Source organism: Aequorivita aurantiaca (assembly GCF_030410135.1).
GTDB lineage: Bacteria > Bacteroidota > Bacteroidia > Flavobacteriales > Flavobacteriaceae > Aequorivita > Aequorivita aurantiaca.
In genome coordinates this window covers 144,428-160,176 of sequence record NZ_JAUGQQ010000005.1, presented here as the reverse complement: position 1 = coordinate 160,176, position 15,749 = coordinate 144,428, and the positions used below count along the sequence as shown (strand labels likewise).

The following is a 15,749-nucleotide window of genomic DNA, read 5'->3' as shown; positions in this document are numbered from 1 at the left end:
TTCATTCAATATTTTTGTATCTTGCGTCATCAATATTAAACAATTAAAATTTTAACATTATGAAAAAAATTTACATTTTAGCACTAGTTTTAGGTGCATTTAGTTTTTCATCTAATGCTCAAGTTGAGCTTGTAGATGATTTCGAATCTTATAACCTAGGCCCAATATCTGCCCAGTCTCCGCAGTGGAGAACTTGGAGTGGGGTTGACGGTGGGTCTGACGATGGAAACGTTGTTGATGACGAATCTTTTTCTGGATTACAATCACTTCTTATTCCAGGAAACACATTAACAGATTTAATTGCCTTGGTACCTTCTGCACCAACTAGCGGAGTCTACTCCATTGAATTTTATTCTTATATTCCTGCTGGGAAAGCTGGGTATTTTAATATGCAGGCCGCAGTTACTCCTGAAGGAAGTGCTTGGGTTCAAGCATTAATGGGTGGTAACGTTTATTTTAACTGCGATGGTAACTCTGGGGGAATTGGAAGCGTTTCTGGCGCAATTGATTGTGTGCCTGTAGCCGGTGATGCAGCCTTTACCTATCCTGAAGATCAGTGGTTCAAAGTTACTTGTGTGTATGACATCGATGGTCAGGCATGGGATATGTATATTGACGATATTCAATTTGTATTTGATTACCCATTCGCATTTGGCCCTCAAGTATTTATTGAATTAGCCGGATTAGATTTCTATTCTGCAAGTGCTGCGAATGAAATGTTTATAGATAACGTTACTTTTTATAGTGGTGATATCACGACTGCAGGCGTGAATGATTTTTCAGCTGACAAATTTTCCGTATATCCAAACCCAGTGAAAGATATGTTGAACATTAAGTCTAGCACTGCTGTTGACAATGTAACTGTTTACGATATATTAGGAAAAGTAGTTCTTCAAGAGAACCCTGGAAAAATTTCTCCAGCAATCAACATGAGCAATCTGGCTTCTGGATCTTACTTAGTTAAAGTGACCATCGGAGATTCTTCAAAAACAGTTAAAGTATTGAAATAAAAATTTCATAAAGCTTTTGATAAAAGGCTCTTCGGTCGAAGAGCCTTTTTTCTTTAAAATAGTAGATTCTTTAATATTAAACATTATAAAATTAAAATTATGAAAAAAGTTTACCTAGTAGCGCTTCTTTTAGGAGCATTTAGTTTTACATCAAATGCTCAACAGGAGCTATATGATGACATTGAATCATATAATTTAGGAGGTATTTCAGCTCAATCTCCACATTGGAGAACATGGAGTGGTGTTGATGGCGGTGCCGATGAGGCAAACGTTGTAGATGATGAAGCTCTTTCCGGTTTACAATCTATTCTAATTCCTGGAAACCTCGCCACCGATTTAATGCTTTTGGTGCCTTCAGCCCCAACAAGTGGCATCTATTCAATTCAATTTCACGCATATATTCCTGCCGGAAAGGGAGGATATTTCAACATGCAAGCTGCGTTAACTCCTGAAGGTTCCGCGTGGGTACAAGCCTTAATGGGTGGTAATATATTCTTTAACTGTGACGGTGCATCTGGCGGTATCGGTACCATTGACCAAAGTCCAGCAGGTCAGGAATGTACACTATCAGCAGCTTCTTTTACATATCCAGAGGATCAATGGTTTAAAGTGGATTGCGTTTATGATCTTGACAATGAAACTTGGGATATGTACATTGATGATGTTCAATTCTTTTTTGCACATCCATTTGCATTTAACACGCAAGTGTTTATTGAATTGGCAGGTTTGGACTTCTATTCAGCAACTGCCCATAATGAAATGTACATAGATGACGTAACCCTTTATAATGGTGACATTACAACTGTAGGTGTTGATGAATTCTCGGCAGCTAAATTCTCAGTTTATCCGAACCCAGTAAAGGATATGTTGAACATTAAGTCAAGTACTGCTGTTGACAATGTTACTGTTTATGATTTATTAGGAAAAGTTGTTCTTCAAGAAAACCCTGGAAAAATTTCACCAGCAATCAACATGGGGAACCTAGCTTCTGGATCTTATCTAGTTAAAGTAACTATCGGAGATTCTTCAAAGACGGTTAAAGTGCTTAAATAAATAGCCAAAAATATTTTTACAGAAAAGGCCCTTCGATATCGTAGGGCCTTTTTTATATTTGAAAAATGATAAACATAAAATATATGCGGTTTAAAAAAATATTACTTCTTTGCACCACATTTGCGCTTATTTCCTGTGCCGAATTGCAACATGTGGTAGACACACTTCCCAATCAATCAGGAATTGGAATTGATACCAATACCATTGCAAAAGGTTTAAGGCAAGCGTTAGATTTGGGAATTGATAAGCAAGTGACAAAGCTCACCCAGAAGGATGGTTTTTACAAAAACCAATTAGTTAAAATAACACTGCCCCAAGAATTACAGAAAGTAGATCAAACTCTGCGTGATATTGGCTTAGGAAGTTTAGCCGATGAAGGTTTGAAAGTTTTGAACCGTGCGGCGGAAGATGCCGTGAGAGAGGCAACCCCAATATTTGTGAATGCGGTTAAAGAAATAACATTTACAGATGCAAAAAATATACTTTTAGGAGCAGACAATGCTGCTACACAATATTTAGAGCAGCGAACTACGAATGCTCTATACTCTAAATTTAATCCCGTTATTAAAACTTCATTCTCAAAAGTGGGTGCGGACCAAATTTGGAGCAACATTATTACAAAATACAATTCTGTACCCTTTGTAACAAGAGTAAATCCAGATCTTACGGATTACGTAACCAATGAAGCACTCAAAGGTGTATATAAAATGATAAGCATAGAGGAAAAACAAATTCGGAATAATATATCTGCCCGGACCACTCCGCTATTAAAACAAGTTTTCGCTCTTCAGGATTAGCAATTAAATTTCACTTTGGTAGAAAGCATTTTTTATAGTTTTAAGACTCCATTAACCTGACGTTAATAATTACTTCGGTATTTCAAAAGTATATTTGTTATTACAAGCGAAAGAGAAATGATGCACTGGTTCAGAAAGAAAAGTAGAATAGAAAAATTGAAAGAGAGATACACCTTTTTAATGAGGAGATCTTTCGAAATAGCTTTAAGGGATACGGAACAAAGCGATAAAATTCATAATCAGGCAGATAAACTTTATCAGGAAATTAAATATTTAACACTTCGGCGAGGCGATAAATAATCCTAAACTTGGTGAAGGCTTCTGAAATAATCAAAAGCGAATAACAGTCTGCTGCCATACCAACTAAAGTACTCGCCATTTACTAACCGTACTTTTCTTCTGATTTCATTTTGCAAAGCTACAACATGGTGCTTATTAAAAGGATAAGGTTCTGTGGAGAGAAGAACCAATTCGGCACGGTCCATTTCATTCAATGAGATGATGGGATAGCGGGAGTTTTCCTCAATTATGCAATTTTCGAAATTATTCAATTCGAGAAGAGTGTTTATAAAAGTATTTCTACCAGCGGCCATAAAGGGATCTTTCCAGATTGTATAAATCACCTTTTTCCTTGGAACCAATTTCATATAAATTTGAAAATCATTTAATTCCGTTTCAATCTTTGAAATTAAATTTAATGCCTGTCTCTTTTTTCCAAAAAGTGTCCCAAGCTTTTCAATCATCTCATTACTCTGGGAAATGGAAGAAATATCGCTAACCCAAACAGGAGCAATGGTTTCTAAACGAAGTACCATTTCGCGGGTATTCTCCTCCTTGTTACATATAATCACATCCGGCTGTAGCGCTTTTATTTTCTCATAATTAACTTTTTTTGTACCTCCAACAATCGTTTTCTCAGCTCGTAAGTGCGAGGGGTGTACGCAGAATTTCGTGATTCCCACAAGTTGGGTTTCCAAACCAAGAGTTACTATTAACTCGGTTTGTGAGGGAACTAAGGAAACAATTCTTGAAGGCGTTTTATTTAAATCAATCCGTCTACCTATTTGATCAATGAATTCCATTGAGAATAGCTTTCATTTCAAGTTGCATTTTGGCTGCTTCGTTAGCAGCTGCTTCCGCAAAATCAGAATTATTTGAAGCATAAATAATAGACCGAGAAGAATTTATTAAGAGACCAACATTTTCCGTCAGACCATATTTGCACACTTCTTTCAAATTTCCGCCTTGGGCGCCAATACCTGGAACCAATAAAAAATTGTGGGGGACCAACTCCCGAATTTCCGCAAGATATTCAGCCTTAGTGGCACCAGCCACATACATAAGATTTTCCGAATTTTTCCAAGTTTTGGAAATCCGTAAAACTTGTTTATAGAAATCTTCTTTCCCGTTTTTTAAGGTTTGGAAATCTGCAGCACCTTCATTTGAGGTAAGTGCCAATAAAATAGTATGTTTATTTTCAAAAGCGAGAAAAGGTTCCACAGAGTCTCTTCCCATATAAGGTGCGACGGTTACGGAATCGAATCCCAAATCATCAAAAAAAGCTTTAGCATATCTAGTGGACGTGTTGCCGATATCGCCTCGTTTTGCATCGGCTATTGTGAAAATTTCGGGATAGGCTGTGTTTAAATATTTTATTGTTTTTTCCAATGCCTTCCAGCCTTTTATGCCATATGCCTCATAAAAAGCCGTATTAGGTTTATAAGCAACCGTGAAAGTATGCGTCGCATCAATTATTGCTTTGTTGAATGAAAAAATTGGATCATCTTCCATTAACAGAAAGGGAGGAATTTTATCGAGATCAACATCGAGACCAACGCAGAGAAAGGAGTTTTTTTTCCTAATTTCTGAAATTAAATTTTCAATAGTCATGATAAGATTGTTTCAGAAGGAATTGAGATTAAAAAGTTTCGCCCGTTTCCTTTAATTTTTCGGTGTTGCTCACTAATTGAAGTTCATTTATTATTTCTTGAACGTCACCGTTCATAATATTCCCCAAATTGTAGAGCGTAAGGTTAATTCGATGATCCGTCACCCGGCCCTGCGGATAATTATAGGTTCTAATTTTTGCGCTCCTATCTCCACTCGTCACCATCGATCCCCGCTTAAGAGCATCTTCTGCCTGCTTTTTGGCAAGTTCAAGATCATACAATCGGGATCGAAGTACTCTAAATGCTTTCTCCTTATTTTTGTGTTGTGACTTTTGATCTTGGCACTGTGCCACAATTCCCGTGGGAATATGGGTTAAACGCACCGCTGAGTAAGTAGTGTTTACCGATTGACCACCTGGACCCGATGAACAGAAAAAATCTACTCTTACATCCTTTGGATTCACTTCAATATCAAATTCTTCAGCTTCCGGAAACACCATTACCGTTGCGGCACTGGTATGAACGCGGCCCTGGGTTTCGGTCTGCGGAACTCGCTGTACGCGGTGTACGCCTGCCTCAAACTTAAGTGTGCCATAAACATCTTCGCCTTCTATCTCAATTTGCACTTCTTTAAAGCCGCCACTAGTTCCTTCATTAAAATCAATCACATTAGTTTTCCAACCTTTGCTCTCGCAATATTTAGTGTACATTCGGAAAAGATCGCCAGCAAAGATACTGGCTTCGTCACCACCGGTTCCCGCCCTAATTTCCATTACCGCATTTTTCGCATCCTCGGGATCTTTAGGTACCAACAGGAATTTAATTTCTTCTTCTAATTTTGGCAAACGTACTTTGGCCTCTTCCAATTGCAATTTCGCCATTTCAATCATTTCAACGTCGCTTCCGTCTGCAATAATTTCTTCAGCTTCGTTTATATTATCGGTAAGCTCCATAAATTCCGAGCGCTTTTCCATCAAAATTCGAAGGTCTTTATATTCTTTATTTAACTGGATATACCGTTTTTGGTCACTGATAATATCTGGTTGAATAATTAGGTCACTTACCTCGTCAAAACGTTGTTTTATAATTTGAAGCCTGTCTAACATATTGTTTTTGTAATGGGTGCAAATTTACACTTTTTTAAAGAATGAAAACTGTGGTAAATATGGAAATTTTCCCTTTTTATAAAGCCAAGTGCAAGGCATTCAGATAGGTTAAAATCGAGTTATATATTGCTTACCACATTTAATATTCAAAACTTCCCATTTCCGTAGTGATGGTCAATTTTTTAGTTTCTGAAGCTTCTACCCTGCCTATAATTTTTGCTTCAACATTGAAGGATTTCGAAATATTGATAATAGTTTGTGCAATCTCTTCGGGTACATAAAGTTCCATTCGATGGCCCATATTGAAAACTTGGTACATTTCCTTCCAATCTGTTCCGCTCTCTGATTGAATTAGCTTAAAAAGTGGTGGAATTTGAAACAGATTATTTTTTATGATATGCAGGTTTTCAATAAAATGAAGAATCTTTGTCTGCGCCCCACCACTGCAGTGAACCATTCCATGAATATCCTTATTAGAAAATATGGAAAGCACTTCCTTAATAATTGGTGCGTAAGTTCTTGTTGGCGAAAGCACTAATTTTCCAGCATTCAACGGACTATTTTCCACAGTATCCGTGAGCATTTTTGATCCCGAATAAACCAAATCATTATTCATGGAAGCGTCAAAGCTTTCGGGATATTTTTCGGCCAAATATTTTTGGAAAACATCATGTCTTGCTGAAGTGAGGCCATTGCTGCCCATGCCCCCATTAAATTCCCTTTCATAAGAAGCCTGTCCGAAAGAGGCTAAACCCACAATAACATCACCTGGTTTAATATTTCGGTTATCAATAACATCTGAACGTTTCATACGGGCAGTAACCGTGGAATCTACTATAATGGTTCTAACCAGGTCACCAACATCTGCCGTTTCCCCTCCTGTGGAATGAATGGTTACGCCAAATTGTTTCATTTCCGAAATCAATTCCTCCGTACCATTTATTATTTCCGAGATGACTTCTCCGGAAATTAAGTTTTTGTTCCTGCCAATAGTTGATGATAGCATAATATTATCGACAGCACCGACGCATAGCAAATCATCGATATTCATTATTAGGGCATCTTGAGCAATACCTTTCCAAACCGAAATATCACCTGTTTCCTTCCAATAAGTATAAGCAAGTGAAGATTTTGTACCGGCTCCATCAGCGTGCATGATAAGGCAATGCTTTTCATCACCCGTCAAAAAATCCGGAACAATTTTGCAAAATGCTTTTGGGAAAAGACCTTTGTCCACATTTTTAATAGCATTGTGTACGTCTTCCTTTCCTGCAGAAACGCCACGTTGGGCATACCTTTTTGAAATTTCTTTGCTCATTGAAATTGATTAAGTTGCAAAAGTACGGATTAAAAAAAAGCCCACAAAGGTGGGCTTTAGTGATTTGAATTTTTTAGCGAATTATTGCCAGTCGGGCATAAATGCTTTAGTAAATAATAATTGATCCTCCTGATTTTGGTCAAATGAAAATGAATAGATAGCTGGATCCGCTCCAAAGTTACTTTTGACCCGTGTAAATATTACGCCACCTTCGGAGGGGGAATATTTGACATCCAAATCATTTTCGCCAGGAATGGCGTTTGTGTCCAATTCCATGGGAGGATTTCCGCTTCCTATTGTAAAAAGAAATATTCTGCTTTCAGAAATTTTATAGGAGGAATTTTGATTTCCACTTTTATCCCAGGTGTATACAACACTATCGGCATTTGACGTAATGTCAATTCCTCCGGCCGCGCCACTTACATTTTCCAGAATAATGGTTTCCTCTGTATCCGTATCAATTCTTGCCGTATAAATACGTACGTCATATCCGCTTGGGTTATTCGTTTTTAACAACACTAAATTGTCATCAAATTCCGGAACGGCGACTTCTGAAATAAAGGCACCATCACTTGTGGTGTATTCTAACATAAATCCGCTCCCATCCGAATTTACAGAATATAATTTATCAAAATATGGATAATATAGTTTACTATCATTTTTAGCCCAAGTAAAATCTAATTCTTCAGTTCTGAACCCAGCTAAAGGTCTTTGACTGGTTATTTGTCTAACATCTGTTCCGTCATAATTCATTGTAAAAATATTCGTATTCCCCCCGGAATTGCGCAAAAAGGCAATTCTTTTAAGAATGTTGCTTTTTCGAGGTCTAAAACTATTTGTGTTATCACTGGTTAGCTGCAGAACATTGAAATCCGGTGTGGTATTTCCTCCAGTTACCGTATCCTGTGCCCCTGAAAATATAACAAGACTTCCATTTTTTTCCTTTACAAAAATATATGGATTGTCAGGCAATGTAAGCGTTTTAAATTCACTAATAAGCGAACTCACAGGATCATTTGTTTCATCGGTGACCGTAACTTGCCAAAAATATTTCGTGGCCAATTGAAGATTGCTTACCGTAAAGGTAGTATCCTGGCCTACTTCAAAAACTTGAACTTCATCAGTGCTTCCATTTCGCAAATCTAGCGTATAAGAAAGCTCATCATCTTCTGGATCGGAGGCTTCCCAAATGAATTGTACTTCCAGAGGCAAATCTACCGCGCCATCTTCGGGTGATATCAAAATTGGAATAGTGGGTGGATTGTTATCAGAATTAGCTAAGGAGAGCTCAAAAGAAACTGCGGCAGTCTGGCCTTCAGTAACGGCCGTAGCTTCAAAACCTGCGGCATAACCACTCAATTCAGCTTGGACGGAATAATCATCTACTGGTATATTATTAATTCTAAACCTCCCTATTGAATCCGTGAAAACGGTCGTAGATGCTGGATTTGTTGTTATTTTCACATTTTCCAACGGTACCCCTGTTAATTTGTCTGTAACCTTTCCGGAAAGATTTCCCATCAACACAACATCTATCGTGTCTTCACTACAACTGATATGTAAAAGAAATAGACATACAGAAAATAAGGTTATCAATTTTTTCATTGTCTTATATTATTAAATTTTTTATAGTTTAAAATAATAATTTACGCCCACCCCAAAATTAAAATAAAAATCGTTCCTCTTACCTTGGACGGCTTTCTCTAACTTATCGGTAAAAACAAGGTTATGTTCACCGAATAATTTTACTCCTACTTTTTTCGAAATAAAATATTCTAGGCCCACTCCGTACTGAACCTTAAAAAATGGTTCACCGGTATCAAAGGCATTGTCATTTTTCGGATCCAACAAACTAATAATTACACCAGAACCTGCATAAACAAAAGGCGTGAGCTTATCATTTGGAAGTAATGCGAATTGCCCATTAATGTCTGCACTTGCAAAAACATTTCTATACTGTCTACCATTATCAATTCTAAAAACCGATGTTTTTAAATTCACGTTAAAAAATCGTCCAAAATGCCTTCCATACTCCAAACTTCCCAAAAATCCCAGCTCTTGGGTTGAATAATCATTATCAGGTAAATTGCCCCCTAATGAAATTCCTAAAGTATTTTGTGCATCCCTTCCCACTTGTAATCTATCAAACAGCAGTGTTGATTCATCCGTTTCCTTTTCAGCTATATATTCAGCAACTAGTTGATCATTTACTTCCTTTCCACCTTGTGAGCTCCAGAATTGTTTTTGAATACCTTCAATAATCAGGTCATGAACGGCCTTCTCAATGGCATCCTTCATGGCCAATTGCACGGGTTCGTTCTGAGTTACCCCTGTCTCTGCTTCCAATAATCGTTGAAATTTAACGAAGCGGAAAAAGCTAGCGTCGATAGCCTGCGAAAGGATAGTTTTTGAAACGTAAACCGTTTTTAAGATTTCGCCATTACTGGTGGAAACTGCCCTTAAGTAGACGGTAATTCGGTCCTGTCTATATTTTGCGGAACCGCCCAAGCCAAAATATCTCGCTCCTATTCCCCCAGTTATAATATTGGTATCGTAAGAAATCACCCCCCCTTCCAACAATAAACCAGCATATAATAATGGTGGCAACGGCGGTTCGTTTGGATTTAGGTTTTTAACATATTCCTGTTTCGTATTTCGGATAATATTTCTTTCCGTGGATAAATTATTTAAATTCTCTCTCTCAATTGGAATGAACCAGCCCGAATCCTCTAAAGCTTTTATCAACATTGTAGTTCCTCCTTGTGAAACTGCAGTACTAAATGTACTTCCCAACTCTACTGCCTTATATTGACCGGTCTGATCGCTAAAATTATAGACAGCAACTTCAACAGGTTGTGCAGCAGGTGGTAAATCCAAAAGTTTGTTTGTAGATTTAGACAATTCGCCGGTCCTGGAAGGTTCCTGGAACATCGGTTGATTAAAATATGCCGAGCAAGAGGATAAAAATAAAGTTACCAGAAATGGTATAGCTTTGTAAATTATTTTCATGAAATATATTTAATTTGGGACAATAACCTGGGTTTCTTCGCCATTGGATGTATCCAAAATATTTATGACCAATCCTTCATCGGATTGATAAATCTCAACATTCAAAGTACCGTAGGTAAAGGTGCCTTCTTGATCAAAATTTCCTAAGCCACCTAACTGCTGTTGTAAAAGAATACGTGAAATCTGACTAAGTAATTGTCGATTTAAGTTTGAGCCGAATTGTTCCAATTCAGATAGTTGGTCTCTAGGATTAACAGGTGCTGTAAGTTTATTTTGCGAAGTTGCAGAACTTAGCAGCCAATTATAATTAAAAGTGTCTCCTCCAAATGCAGGGTTTAACGGTGTGTATGAAAATTGTTGCGCAAAACTTATAGAACTCCAAAAAAATAGAGCAAGGGCTAAAAAGGGAACTTTAAATATTTTCATTTCAATAGTGTGTTATTGAATTTGTCTTTTGTTGTTGTAGTTGTTGAAGATACAAAATACATTTATCTAATGCTGTAGTTGCCATACTTTGTAGAAAAGATTTATTAGGCTGCGAAAAAAATTGCCAAAGTAATTGGCCGTCGATTGACACCGAAATTCTCGTGTTTCGAAATCTGCCTGGAACTTCTTCAATGAATATATTTTTTTTCGTTCTTATTTGTCTGTTATAATATTCTGCGTAAAAATATTTATAAAAATCACGTCCGGCTTTAGTAATGGTTTTTTCCAAAACCAGTCCATCCAAAATAATCCCATCCTGAGGTAAGGCCTGATCTGAATTTTCAGCTTCCACTTGATTGTCTCTTGGAACCGATTGATTATTTCCATCAGAATTTAATTCAATTCTGTCCTGACCTACAGGTTTTCCATCATTATCATATATTATTAAAACCAAGGTTATTTTTCCTTGTTCATTATAACTTATAGTTGTTGAGGCTAACGCTACTTTATCATTCCCTTTTAAAAAAAAGAGATTTTCCTGATTATTTTTTGATGTATTTTTTGCGGTATCTACTTTATAAATAATAAAATCATATTTCAAATTTACATCTACTGGAGTAAGGTTCTCTGCTGTTGCCGTAAAGGTGAAGAATTCACTATCCTGTTTTACATAAATTTTACCCACATAATCTTTATTGTAGAACTGGGCATTAATGACAGCACTAATTAGCAGAATTAGAAAAGTCACTACGTGTTCAAATGTTTTTTTTTCTTTCAAAGTGAAGTATTTTTCTTAAAAATAACTTCGAACTATAATGGTCGGAGAGGCTTCCGTTTGTTTAAACTTTATTGATTTGGTCAATTCATTAACACCGTTTCGTTCAAAGTTCAAGTTGCTTCCTTCCTGTACGAGATCTAAAGAAATATCGGCATTCGGGTCATTTACAAAGTCAGTGATTTGGTTATAATCCCCATTTTGGACCAAATCAGCTATAGCTGTATTAGCAGTATAGTCCAGTTGCGTATGGTTACTATTGCCATTTTGCAACAGATTAATTTCACTTGCGTTGGTCTTAGTCTGTACACTTGCAGTATTAAAATCACCAATCTGTCTCACAAAAACAGAATTTCCTTGAACCGTAGCGTTTTTGGGGTTGGGCGTGGCAAATATTCCAAAATTGGATAAAACTTCAGGATTAACATTTTCCCCTTTCAGCACCACATTGTTCCCATCAATTTTTTTATTTTCTTCTTTATAAGTTTGCCCAGTAAGTGATGGGGTAAAAACCACCATACTAAGAAAGAAAAGATAAACTTTAGATAATCTGATCATCATGAATAATTTTACAGTTGTAATACTTTAAATAGACCGTAGTATTTTTTGAATGAATTTATATCATTTACAAATATACACCTATTTAATTAAGCTTCAAGGTATCAATTTTTATTGTAAAAGGAGGACAATGAATTGCCCTCCTATTATTTTTTCTTACAAATTCTAACTTATAAAAGATTAGCAACCTGGGCACACATCATCTATAGTTAAGCCTGGAGTACCATAACCGCCATCGTGCGTATCCATTGTTGGGAAATCACAAACGATATTTGGATCCACACCATTAGGATTTAATTGAAGCACATTTACAGAATTGCCACCGTTGGGCATTCCATCAAGAAGATTCTGTTGTACTGAATAACTGTGACCACCATCTTGAACAATTAGGATACCGTTATCATGTCCTCTTTGAGCAGTTTGAGCATAGTTGTCATCGCCAAGTTGATGAGTATTTAGTTGGTTACACTCTCCCCTTTGAGTTGACATTGCAATGTTGTCATTACCATTTTGGAACTGATATGCTTTGTGAGTATTTCCGTTTTGGGCTATACCAGCTTGGTTACCAGACCCTGTTTGATCTTGCCATGCAGCGTTACCACTTCCATTAGGATTTCCAAATAGGTTTTGTATTACGTAACCATCATTGTCAGTACCATCCTGATTTTGCTCAGAATAGTTACTACCATTAGTAGCATCCCCATTTTGATACAACTCAACATTATTCCCTACACCAACTTGATCTTGGAAAGCTCTACCATTTGTGGAACCAGCATTATAGGATCCATTCTGAATATCATCTAATAAAGTAAGACGGCCATAGTAAATTGAAGTGGTTAAGTCACTTGCAATAGTTCCATCACCCTGTGAAATAAATGCCGTGTTTTGTGCAGCACCCGATCCACCCATATTTTCTTGTGTTTGCTGAGCTTCGTTGCCATCGCCTATTTGAGCAATTAACGCAGAATTATTCCCATCATTTCCTTGTTTTTGATCCTGGAAGGCTTTGTTATCGTCTCCTTCTTGCCAAATCTCTGATTGATGCCCTCCGGTTAAATTAGCACCCGCATTTTGTTTGCTGAAAGCCTTGTTGTCATCACCTACTTGGTTAATAAGAGCGGAACTTCCATCAAATGTTTGCAAGGTTTTTGCTACGTTGTTGTCACCATCCTGATTAACTTCCGACATATTTTCCTGTGCCTGCTCATTGGTACCTTGACGAATCCAGGCAAAGTTATTTGTGCTACCGTCATCATTCATTCCCTGGTTAGTAAGAGCTTCATTCAAATCTCCCTCCTGATTAGTAATAGACTTGTTTTCAGTACCGAACTGATGCACTTCAGCATCATTTCTCTCACCACTTATACCAGCTTGAATTGCACCAACCTGCCTAATTGATGCTAAGTTACCACCACTACCACTTCCATCACCTTGATAAGTTGATGCTGATTGGCTTGTTCCAATTTGCAAAACCTGAACACGATTATCATTACCCGTCTGTGTGGACTGTCCCGTATTCGCCGTAGGATCAGCAGATAAATTTGCTATCTGTTCCGCTCCTGTAGGTGCTGTAGGAGTTTCAACTCCTCCCCTTTGAGCAAAGGCAAACCCACAAATCATTAGCGCCGCAGCGCTTAAAATTACTTTTTTCATAATTAAATAGTTTAAAAGATTAATATTTGGTTAAAAAAATATTCTGTTCTTAAACAAGGTTTTTTCCTTGGCATTCAACAAATCAATGGATTTGTCAAAATAAGTGTGGGGATAACATTGCATTCAAAAATGCTAAATGTATATTAGGGGATAAAGATTTCAAATTTTCTCGAAAGAGAATCTGATAGTAAAAGGGGATAGATTTGTTATTTTGAGGAGTACGCAGTCAAAATTTTTCGTTTTAACTACAAGCCAAATATCCAAATAATTTTCTAATAACCAAACTTTAAAACTGAAGTGTGAAACTAGTTAAATTTAAATGTAAGAAATATCTTATTAACAATTTTGGGAAAAGATGATGTATTGAAACTTTTGTTCGGTAAAATACCTAAATAATCAAAATAAATAAATTTGTTAAATTTTTGTTAAATAGTAATGAATAGGTATAATTATGATTTTATAAACTATTTGAAGTAAAATGTTTACCTCTCACCTGTTAGAATTAATGATAGTATGTTTTGGTTAGAATAGGCATCAACATATAGAAACAAAAAAGGGGAGTTTCTCCCCTTTTTTAATATAATCTCATTGAATTACCACTTATTGATTTTGAGTAATAATGGCCTCATTTAAACCACCAATTTGGGTTATTGTGCCTAAATGATTAGTGCCATTAGATGAAATTGTTCCAGTGTTATAATCTCCAGTTTGAGTTACATATCCTTTATTGGTAGCACCAAATTGAGTCACTCCTGCGATATTGGTATCACCATCTTGTAAAATTGTGGATTCATTGCTTAAACCACCAGATTGGTTACTCGTTGCTAAGTTGTCATTCCCTAGTTGATAGGTATCTGATTTTTGGCCATTCTCTGCTCCCTGGATTTGAACGGAATTATTTCTGTTACCTTCTTGTTCTAATTTGGCACTGGATTGGCTCGCTTGTTGGGATTCTGCATAGTTATCATTCCCGGCTTGTCTAAAATAACTTGTACCTGCACGACCAGTTTGATATTGAACGCTTTCATTTAAATCGCCAATTTGATCAACAAAGGCTTGATTTTGACTGCTCCAAGCGTGCGCTAAGACATTTGTTTGAGTAATGATCGCTTTATTGGAGTTTCCTAATTGTCCAACACCTGCACTACCAGTGCCTGAAGTAACACCACTATAACCTACTTGAGATATAGTCCCTGTGTTACCGTCCCCAGTTTGGGTCACACCTTTTGCCATCATTGTGCCAGACGCACCTGCAGTTCTCCAATTACCATATTTAGTAATATTATTTTTAAATCTATTACCCTCGGAAGTTATTGTAGCTGTATTAGCATCCCCTGATTGATTTACAATGCCCGCATTTTCATTTCCTGTTTGCGTTACAGTTCCTATATTACCGATTTGAGCAAAACCAATTGCTCCGAATGTTAAGGCTAAAGTGCTTAAAAAAACTTTTTTCATAATTTAAAGGTTTAAAGGTTATTATCTATTTAATATTGTTTGATTTTTCCGTGTTAGCTTATTTGCTACCAAAGAATTCAACTGGAAACCATTGAGAAGAATTTAAAAATGATTTTCAAATACTTAAAGAAGACTCCCTCTCTAAAAAAAATTGAAAAACTTATAAAAATTCTAATTCTTTGATTTCCTAAAAATTAAGGACGTATAACTAAGGGGGATAGGTTTGTTTTTACTTCCTTTTAATGAGAAGTAACATTTTGAAATTTCAGTTTCCAAAACTGCAATATTTTAACTTAAGTTCCAATCCGATTAAGGGATGGATCGTATCGATGAATAATGTATGTAGGAATTACCCGAACCATTATTCATCGATAAAATGTTTAAAGAATAATTTCTTCCGATATACAGAATCCTTTTTTAACATTTTATACAAAAGTTAATTTTATGTTAAAAATTTATCCTCTAAAATAGTTGTTCACGTATTTCGAAAAATATTTGTGTCGTTTATCGGTTTTCTATGATAGATTGGCGAAGAATTATAGGAACCATTTTATTTAAGTTCTTCATTTTTAACTATATAAAATTCAATAAAAATTCCGCTTCATTATCAAAAGAAGAATAGAATACAAAACACATTTTTTCTCACCTCGTTTCAAAAAAATAAAGCACCTGATTTTTTAAATTAGGTGCTTTTAAT

The 15,749-nt window shown here is 36.3% G+C and carries 15 protein-coding genes; 4 read left to right on the top strand and 11 right to left on the bottom strand.

The features are described from left to right. Window positions 1-59 precede the first annotated feature (59 nt). The 4 genes from QRD02_RS09575 to QRD02_RS14415 all read left to right on the top strand — a co-directional run bounded on the left by QRD02_RS09575 (window position 60) and on the right by QRD02_RS14415 (window position 3,160). Window positions 60-1,010: a T9SS type A sorting domain-containing protein gene (locus QRD02_RS09575; RefSeq protein ID WP_290254721.1), complete on the top strand. Its 951-nt coding sequence runs from the start codon at window positions 60-62 to the stop codon at window positions 1,008-1,010. Window positions 1,011-1,109: 99 nt separating this feature from the next. Next, entirely contained in the window at window positions 1,110-2,063 is a 954-nt protein-coding gene (locus tag QRD02_RS09570; RefSeq protein WP_290254720.1) for a T9SS type A sorting domain-containing protein, read from the top strand. Window positions 2,064-2,128: 65 nt separating this feature from the next. Continuing rightward, the gene (locus tag QRD02_RS09565) at window positions 2,129-2,860 is read left to right on the top strand and encodes a DUF4197 domain-containing protein (RefSeq protein ID WP_290254719.1); all 732 of its coding nucleotides are present in this window, start codon (window positions 2,129-2,131) and stop codon (window positions 2,858-2,860) included. A gap of 117 nt (window positions 2,861-2,977) precedes the next feature. Next, complete coding sequence (locus QRD02_RS14415; protein WP_353959575.1) at window positions 2,978-3,160, top strand: Lacal_2735 family protein; 183 nt, start codon at window positions 2,978-2,980, stop codon at window positions 3,158-3,160. 2 nt (window positions 3,161-3,162) lie between these two features. On the opposite strand, the gene QRD02_RS09560 is transcribed toward QRD02_RS14415, so the two are convergent. The 11 genes from QRD02_RS09560 to QRD02_RS09510 all read right to left on the bottom strand — a co-directional run bounded on the left by QRD02_RS09560 (window position 3,163) and on the right by QRD02_RS09510 (window position 15,052). Beyond that, window positions 3,163-3,942, bottom strand: a complete 780-nt coding sequence (locus QRD02_RS09560) for an ABC transporter substrate-binding protein (RefSeq protein ID WP_290254718.1) — start codon at window positions 3,940-3,942, stop codon at window positions 3,163-3,165. Beyond that, entirely contained in the window at window positions 3,929-4,750 is an 822-nt protein-coding gene (gene pyrF / locus QRD02_RS09555; RefSeq protein WP_290254717.1) for an orotidine-5'-phosphate decarboxylase, read from the bottom strand. The genes QRD02_RS09560 and pyrF overlap by 14 nt, the downstream gene beginning before the upstream one ends. A 28-nt stretch (window positions 4,751-4,778) precedes the next feature. Next, window positions 4,779-5,855, bottom strand: coding sequence for a peptide chain release factor 1 (prfA, locus tag QRD02_RS09550; RefSeq protein WP_290254716.1), 1,077 nt, complete (start codon window positions 5,853-5,855; stop codon window positions 4,779-4,781). Between the two features lie 139 nt (window positions 5,856-5,994). Beyond that, window positions 5,995-7,173, bottom strand: coding sequence for an AIR synthase related protein (locus QRD02_RS09545; protein ID WP_290254715.1), 1,179 nt, complete (start codon window positions 7,171-7,173; stop codon window positions 5,995-5,997). A gap of 81 nt (window positions 7,174-7,254) precedes the next feature. Beyond that, entirely contained in the window at window positions 7,255-8,778 is a 1,524-nt protein-coding gene (locus QRD02_RS09540) for a carboxypeptidase regulatory-like domain-containing protein (protein WP_290254714.1), read from the bottom strand. Between the two features lie 21 nt (window positions 8,779-8,799). Further along, on the bottom strand, window positions 8,800-10,182 hold the full coding sequence (locus QRD02_RS09535; protein ID WP_290254713.1) for a CsgG/HfaB family protein: 1,383 nt from the start codon (window positions 10,180-10,182) through the stop codon (window positions 8,800-8,802). Between the two features lie 9 nt (window positions 10,183-10,191). Then, window positions 10,192-10,608 carry a curli production assembly/transport component CsgF gene (locus tag QRD02_RS09530; protein WP_290254712.1) on the bottom strand — a complete coding sequence of 139 codons (417 nt, stop codon included), beginning with the start codon at window positions 10,606-10,608 and terminating at the stop codon, window positions 10,192-10,194. Between the two features lies 1 nt (window position 10,609). Beyond that, window positions 10,610-11,386, bottom strand: a complete 777-nt coding sequence (locus tag QRD02_RS09525) for a CsgE family curli-type amyloid fiber assembly protein (RefSeq protein ID WP_290254711.1) — start codon at window positions 11,384-11,386, stop codon at window positions 10,610-10,612. Between the two features lie 15 nt (window positions 11,387-11,401). Further along, window positions 11,402-11,944 (bottom strand): hypothetical protein, encoded by a 543-nt coding sequence (locus tag QRD02_RS09520; RefSeq protein ID WP_290254710.1) that lies wholly within the window; start codon window positions 11,942-11,944, stop codon window positions 11,402-11,404. 177 nt (window positions 11,945-12,121) lie between these two features. Continuing rightward, complete coding sequence (locus tag QRD02_RS09515; protein WP_290254709.1) at window positions 12,122-13,594, bottom strand: curlin; 1,473 nt, start codon at window positions 13,592-13,594, stop codon at window positions 12,122-12,124. Between the two features lie 600 nt (window positions 13,595-14,194). Further along, entirely contained in the window at window positions 14,195-15,052 is an 858-nt protein-coding gene (locus QRD02_RS09510; RefSeq protein WP_290254708.1) for a hypothetical protein, read from the bottom strand. Window positions 15,053-15,749 lie beyond the last annotated feature (697 nt).

Coding starts and splice junctions, on each gene's coding strand:
- QRD02_RS09535 (WP_290254713.1), bottom strand. CDS start 10,182: ATGAAAATAATTTACAAAGCTATACCATTTCTGGTAACTTTATTTTTA.
- QRD02_RS09570 (WP_290254720.1), top strand. CDS start 1,110: ATGAAAAAAGTTTACCTAGTAGCGCTTCTTTTAGGAGCATTTAGTTTT.
- QRD02_RS09575 (WP_290254721.1), top strand. CDS start 60: ATGAAAAAAATTTACATTTTAGCACTAGTTTTAGGTGCATTTAGTTTT.
- QRD02_RS09520 (WP_290254710.1), bottom strand. CDS start 11,944: ATGATGATCAGATTATCTAAAGTTTATCTTTTCTTTCTTAGTATGGTG.
- QRD02_RS09560 (WP_290254718.1), bottom strand. CDS start 3,942: ATGGAATTCATTGATCAAATAGGTAGACGGATTGATTTAAATAAAACG.
- QRD02_RS09530 (WP_290254712.1), bottom strand. CDS start 10,608: ATGAAAATATTTAAAGTTCCCTTTTTAGCCCTTGCTCTATTTTTTTGG.
- QRD02_RS14415 (WP_353959575.1), top strand. CDS start 2,978: ATGATGCACTGGTTCAGAAAGAAAAGTAGAATAGAAAAATTGAAAGAG.
- QRD02_RS09545 (WP_290254715.1), bottom strand. CDS start 7,173: ATGAGCAAAGAAATTTCAAAAAGGTATGCCCAACGTGGCGTTTCTGCA.
- QRD02_RS09515 (WP_290254709.1), bottom strand. CDS start 13,594: ATGAAAAAAGTAATTTTAAGCGCTGCGGCGCTAATGATTTGTGGGTTT.
- QRD02_RS09540 (WP_290254714.1), bottom strand. CDS start 8,778: ATGAAAAAATTGATAACCTTATTTTCTGTATGTCTATTTCTTTTACAT.
- prfA (WP_290254716.1), bottom strand. CDS start 5,855: ATGTTAGACAGGCTTCAAATTATAAAACAACGTTTTGACGAGGTAAGT.
- QRD02_RS09565 (WP_290254719.1), top strand. CDS start 2,129: ATGATAAACATAAAATATATGCGGTTTAAAAAAATATTACTTCTTTGC.
- QRD02_RS09510 (WP_290254708.1), bottom strand. CDS start 15,052: ATGAAAAAAGTTTTTTTAAGCACTTTAGCCTTAACATTCGGAGCAATT.
- pyrF (WP_290254717.1), bottom strand. CDS start 4,750: ATGACTATTGAAAATTTAATTTCAGAAATTAGGAAAAAAAACTCCTTT.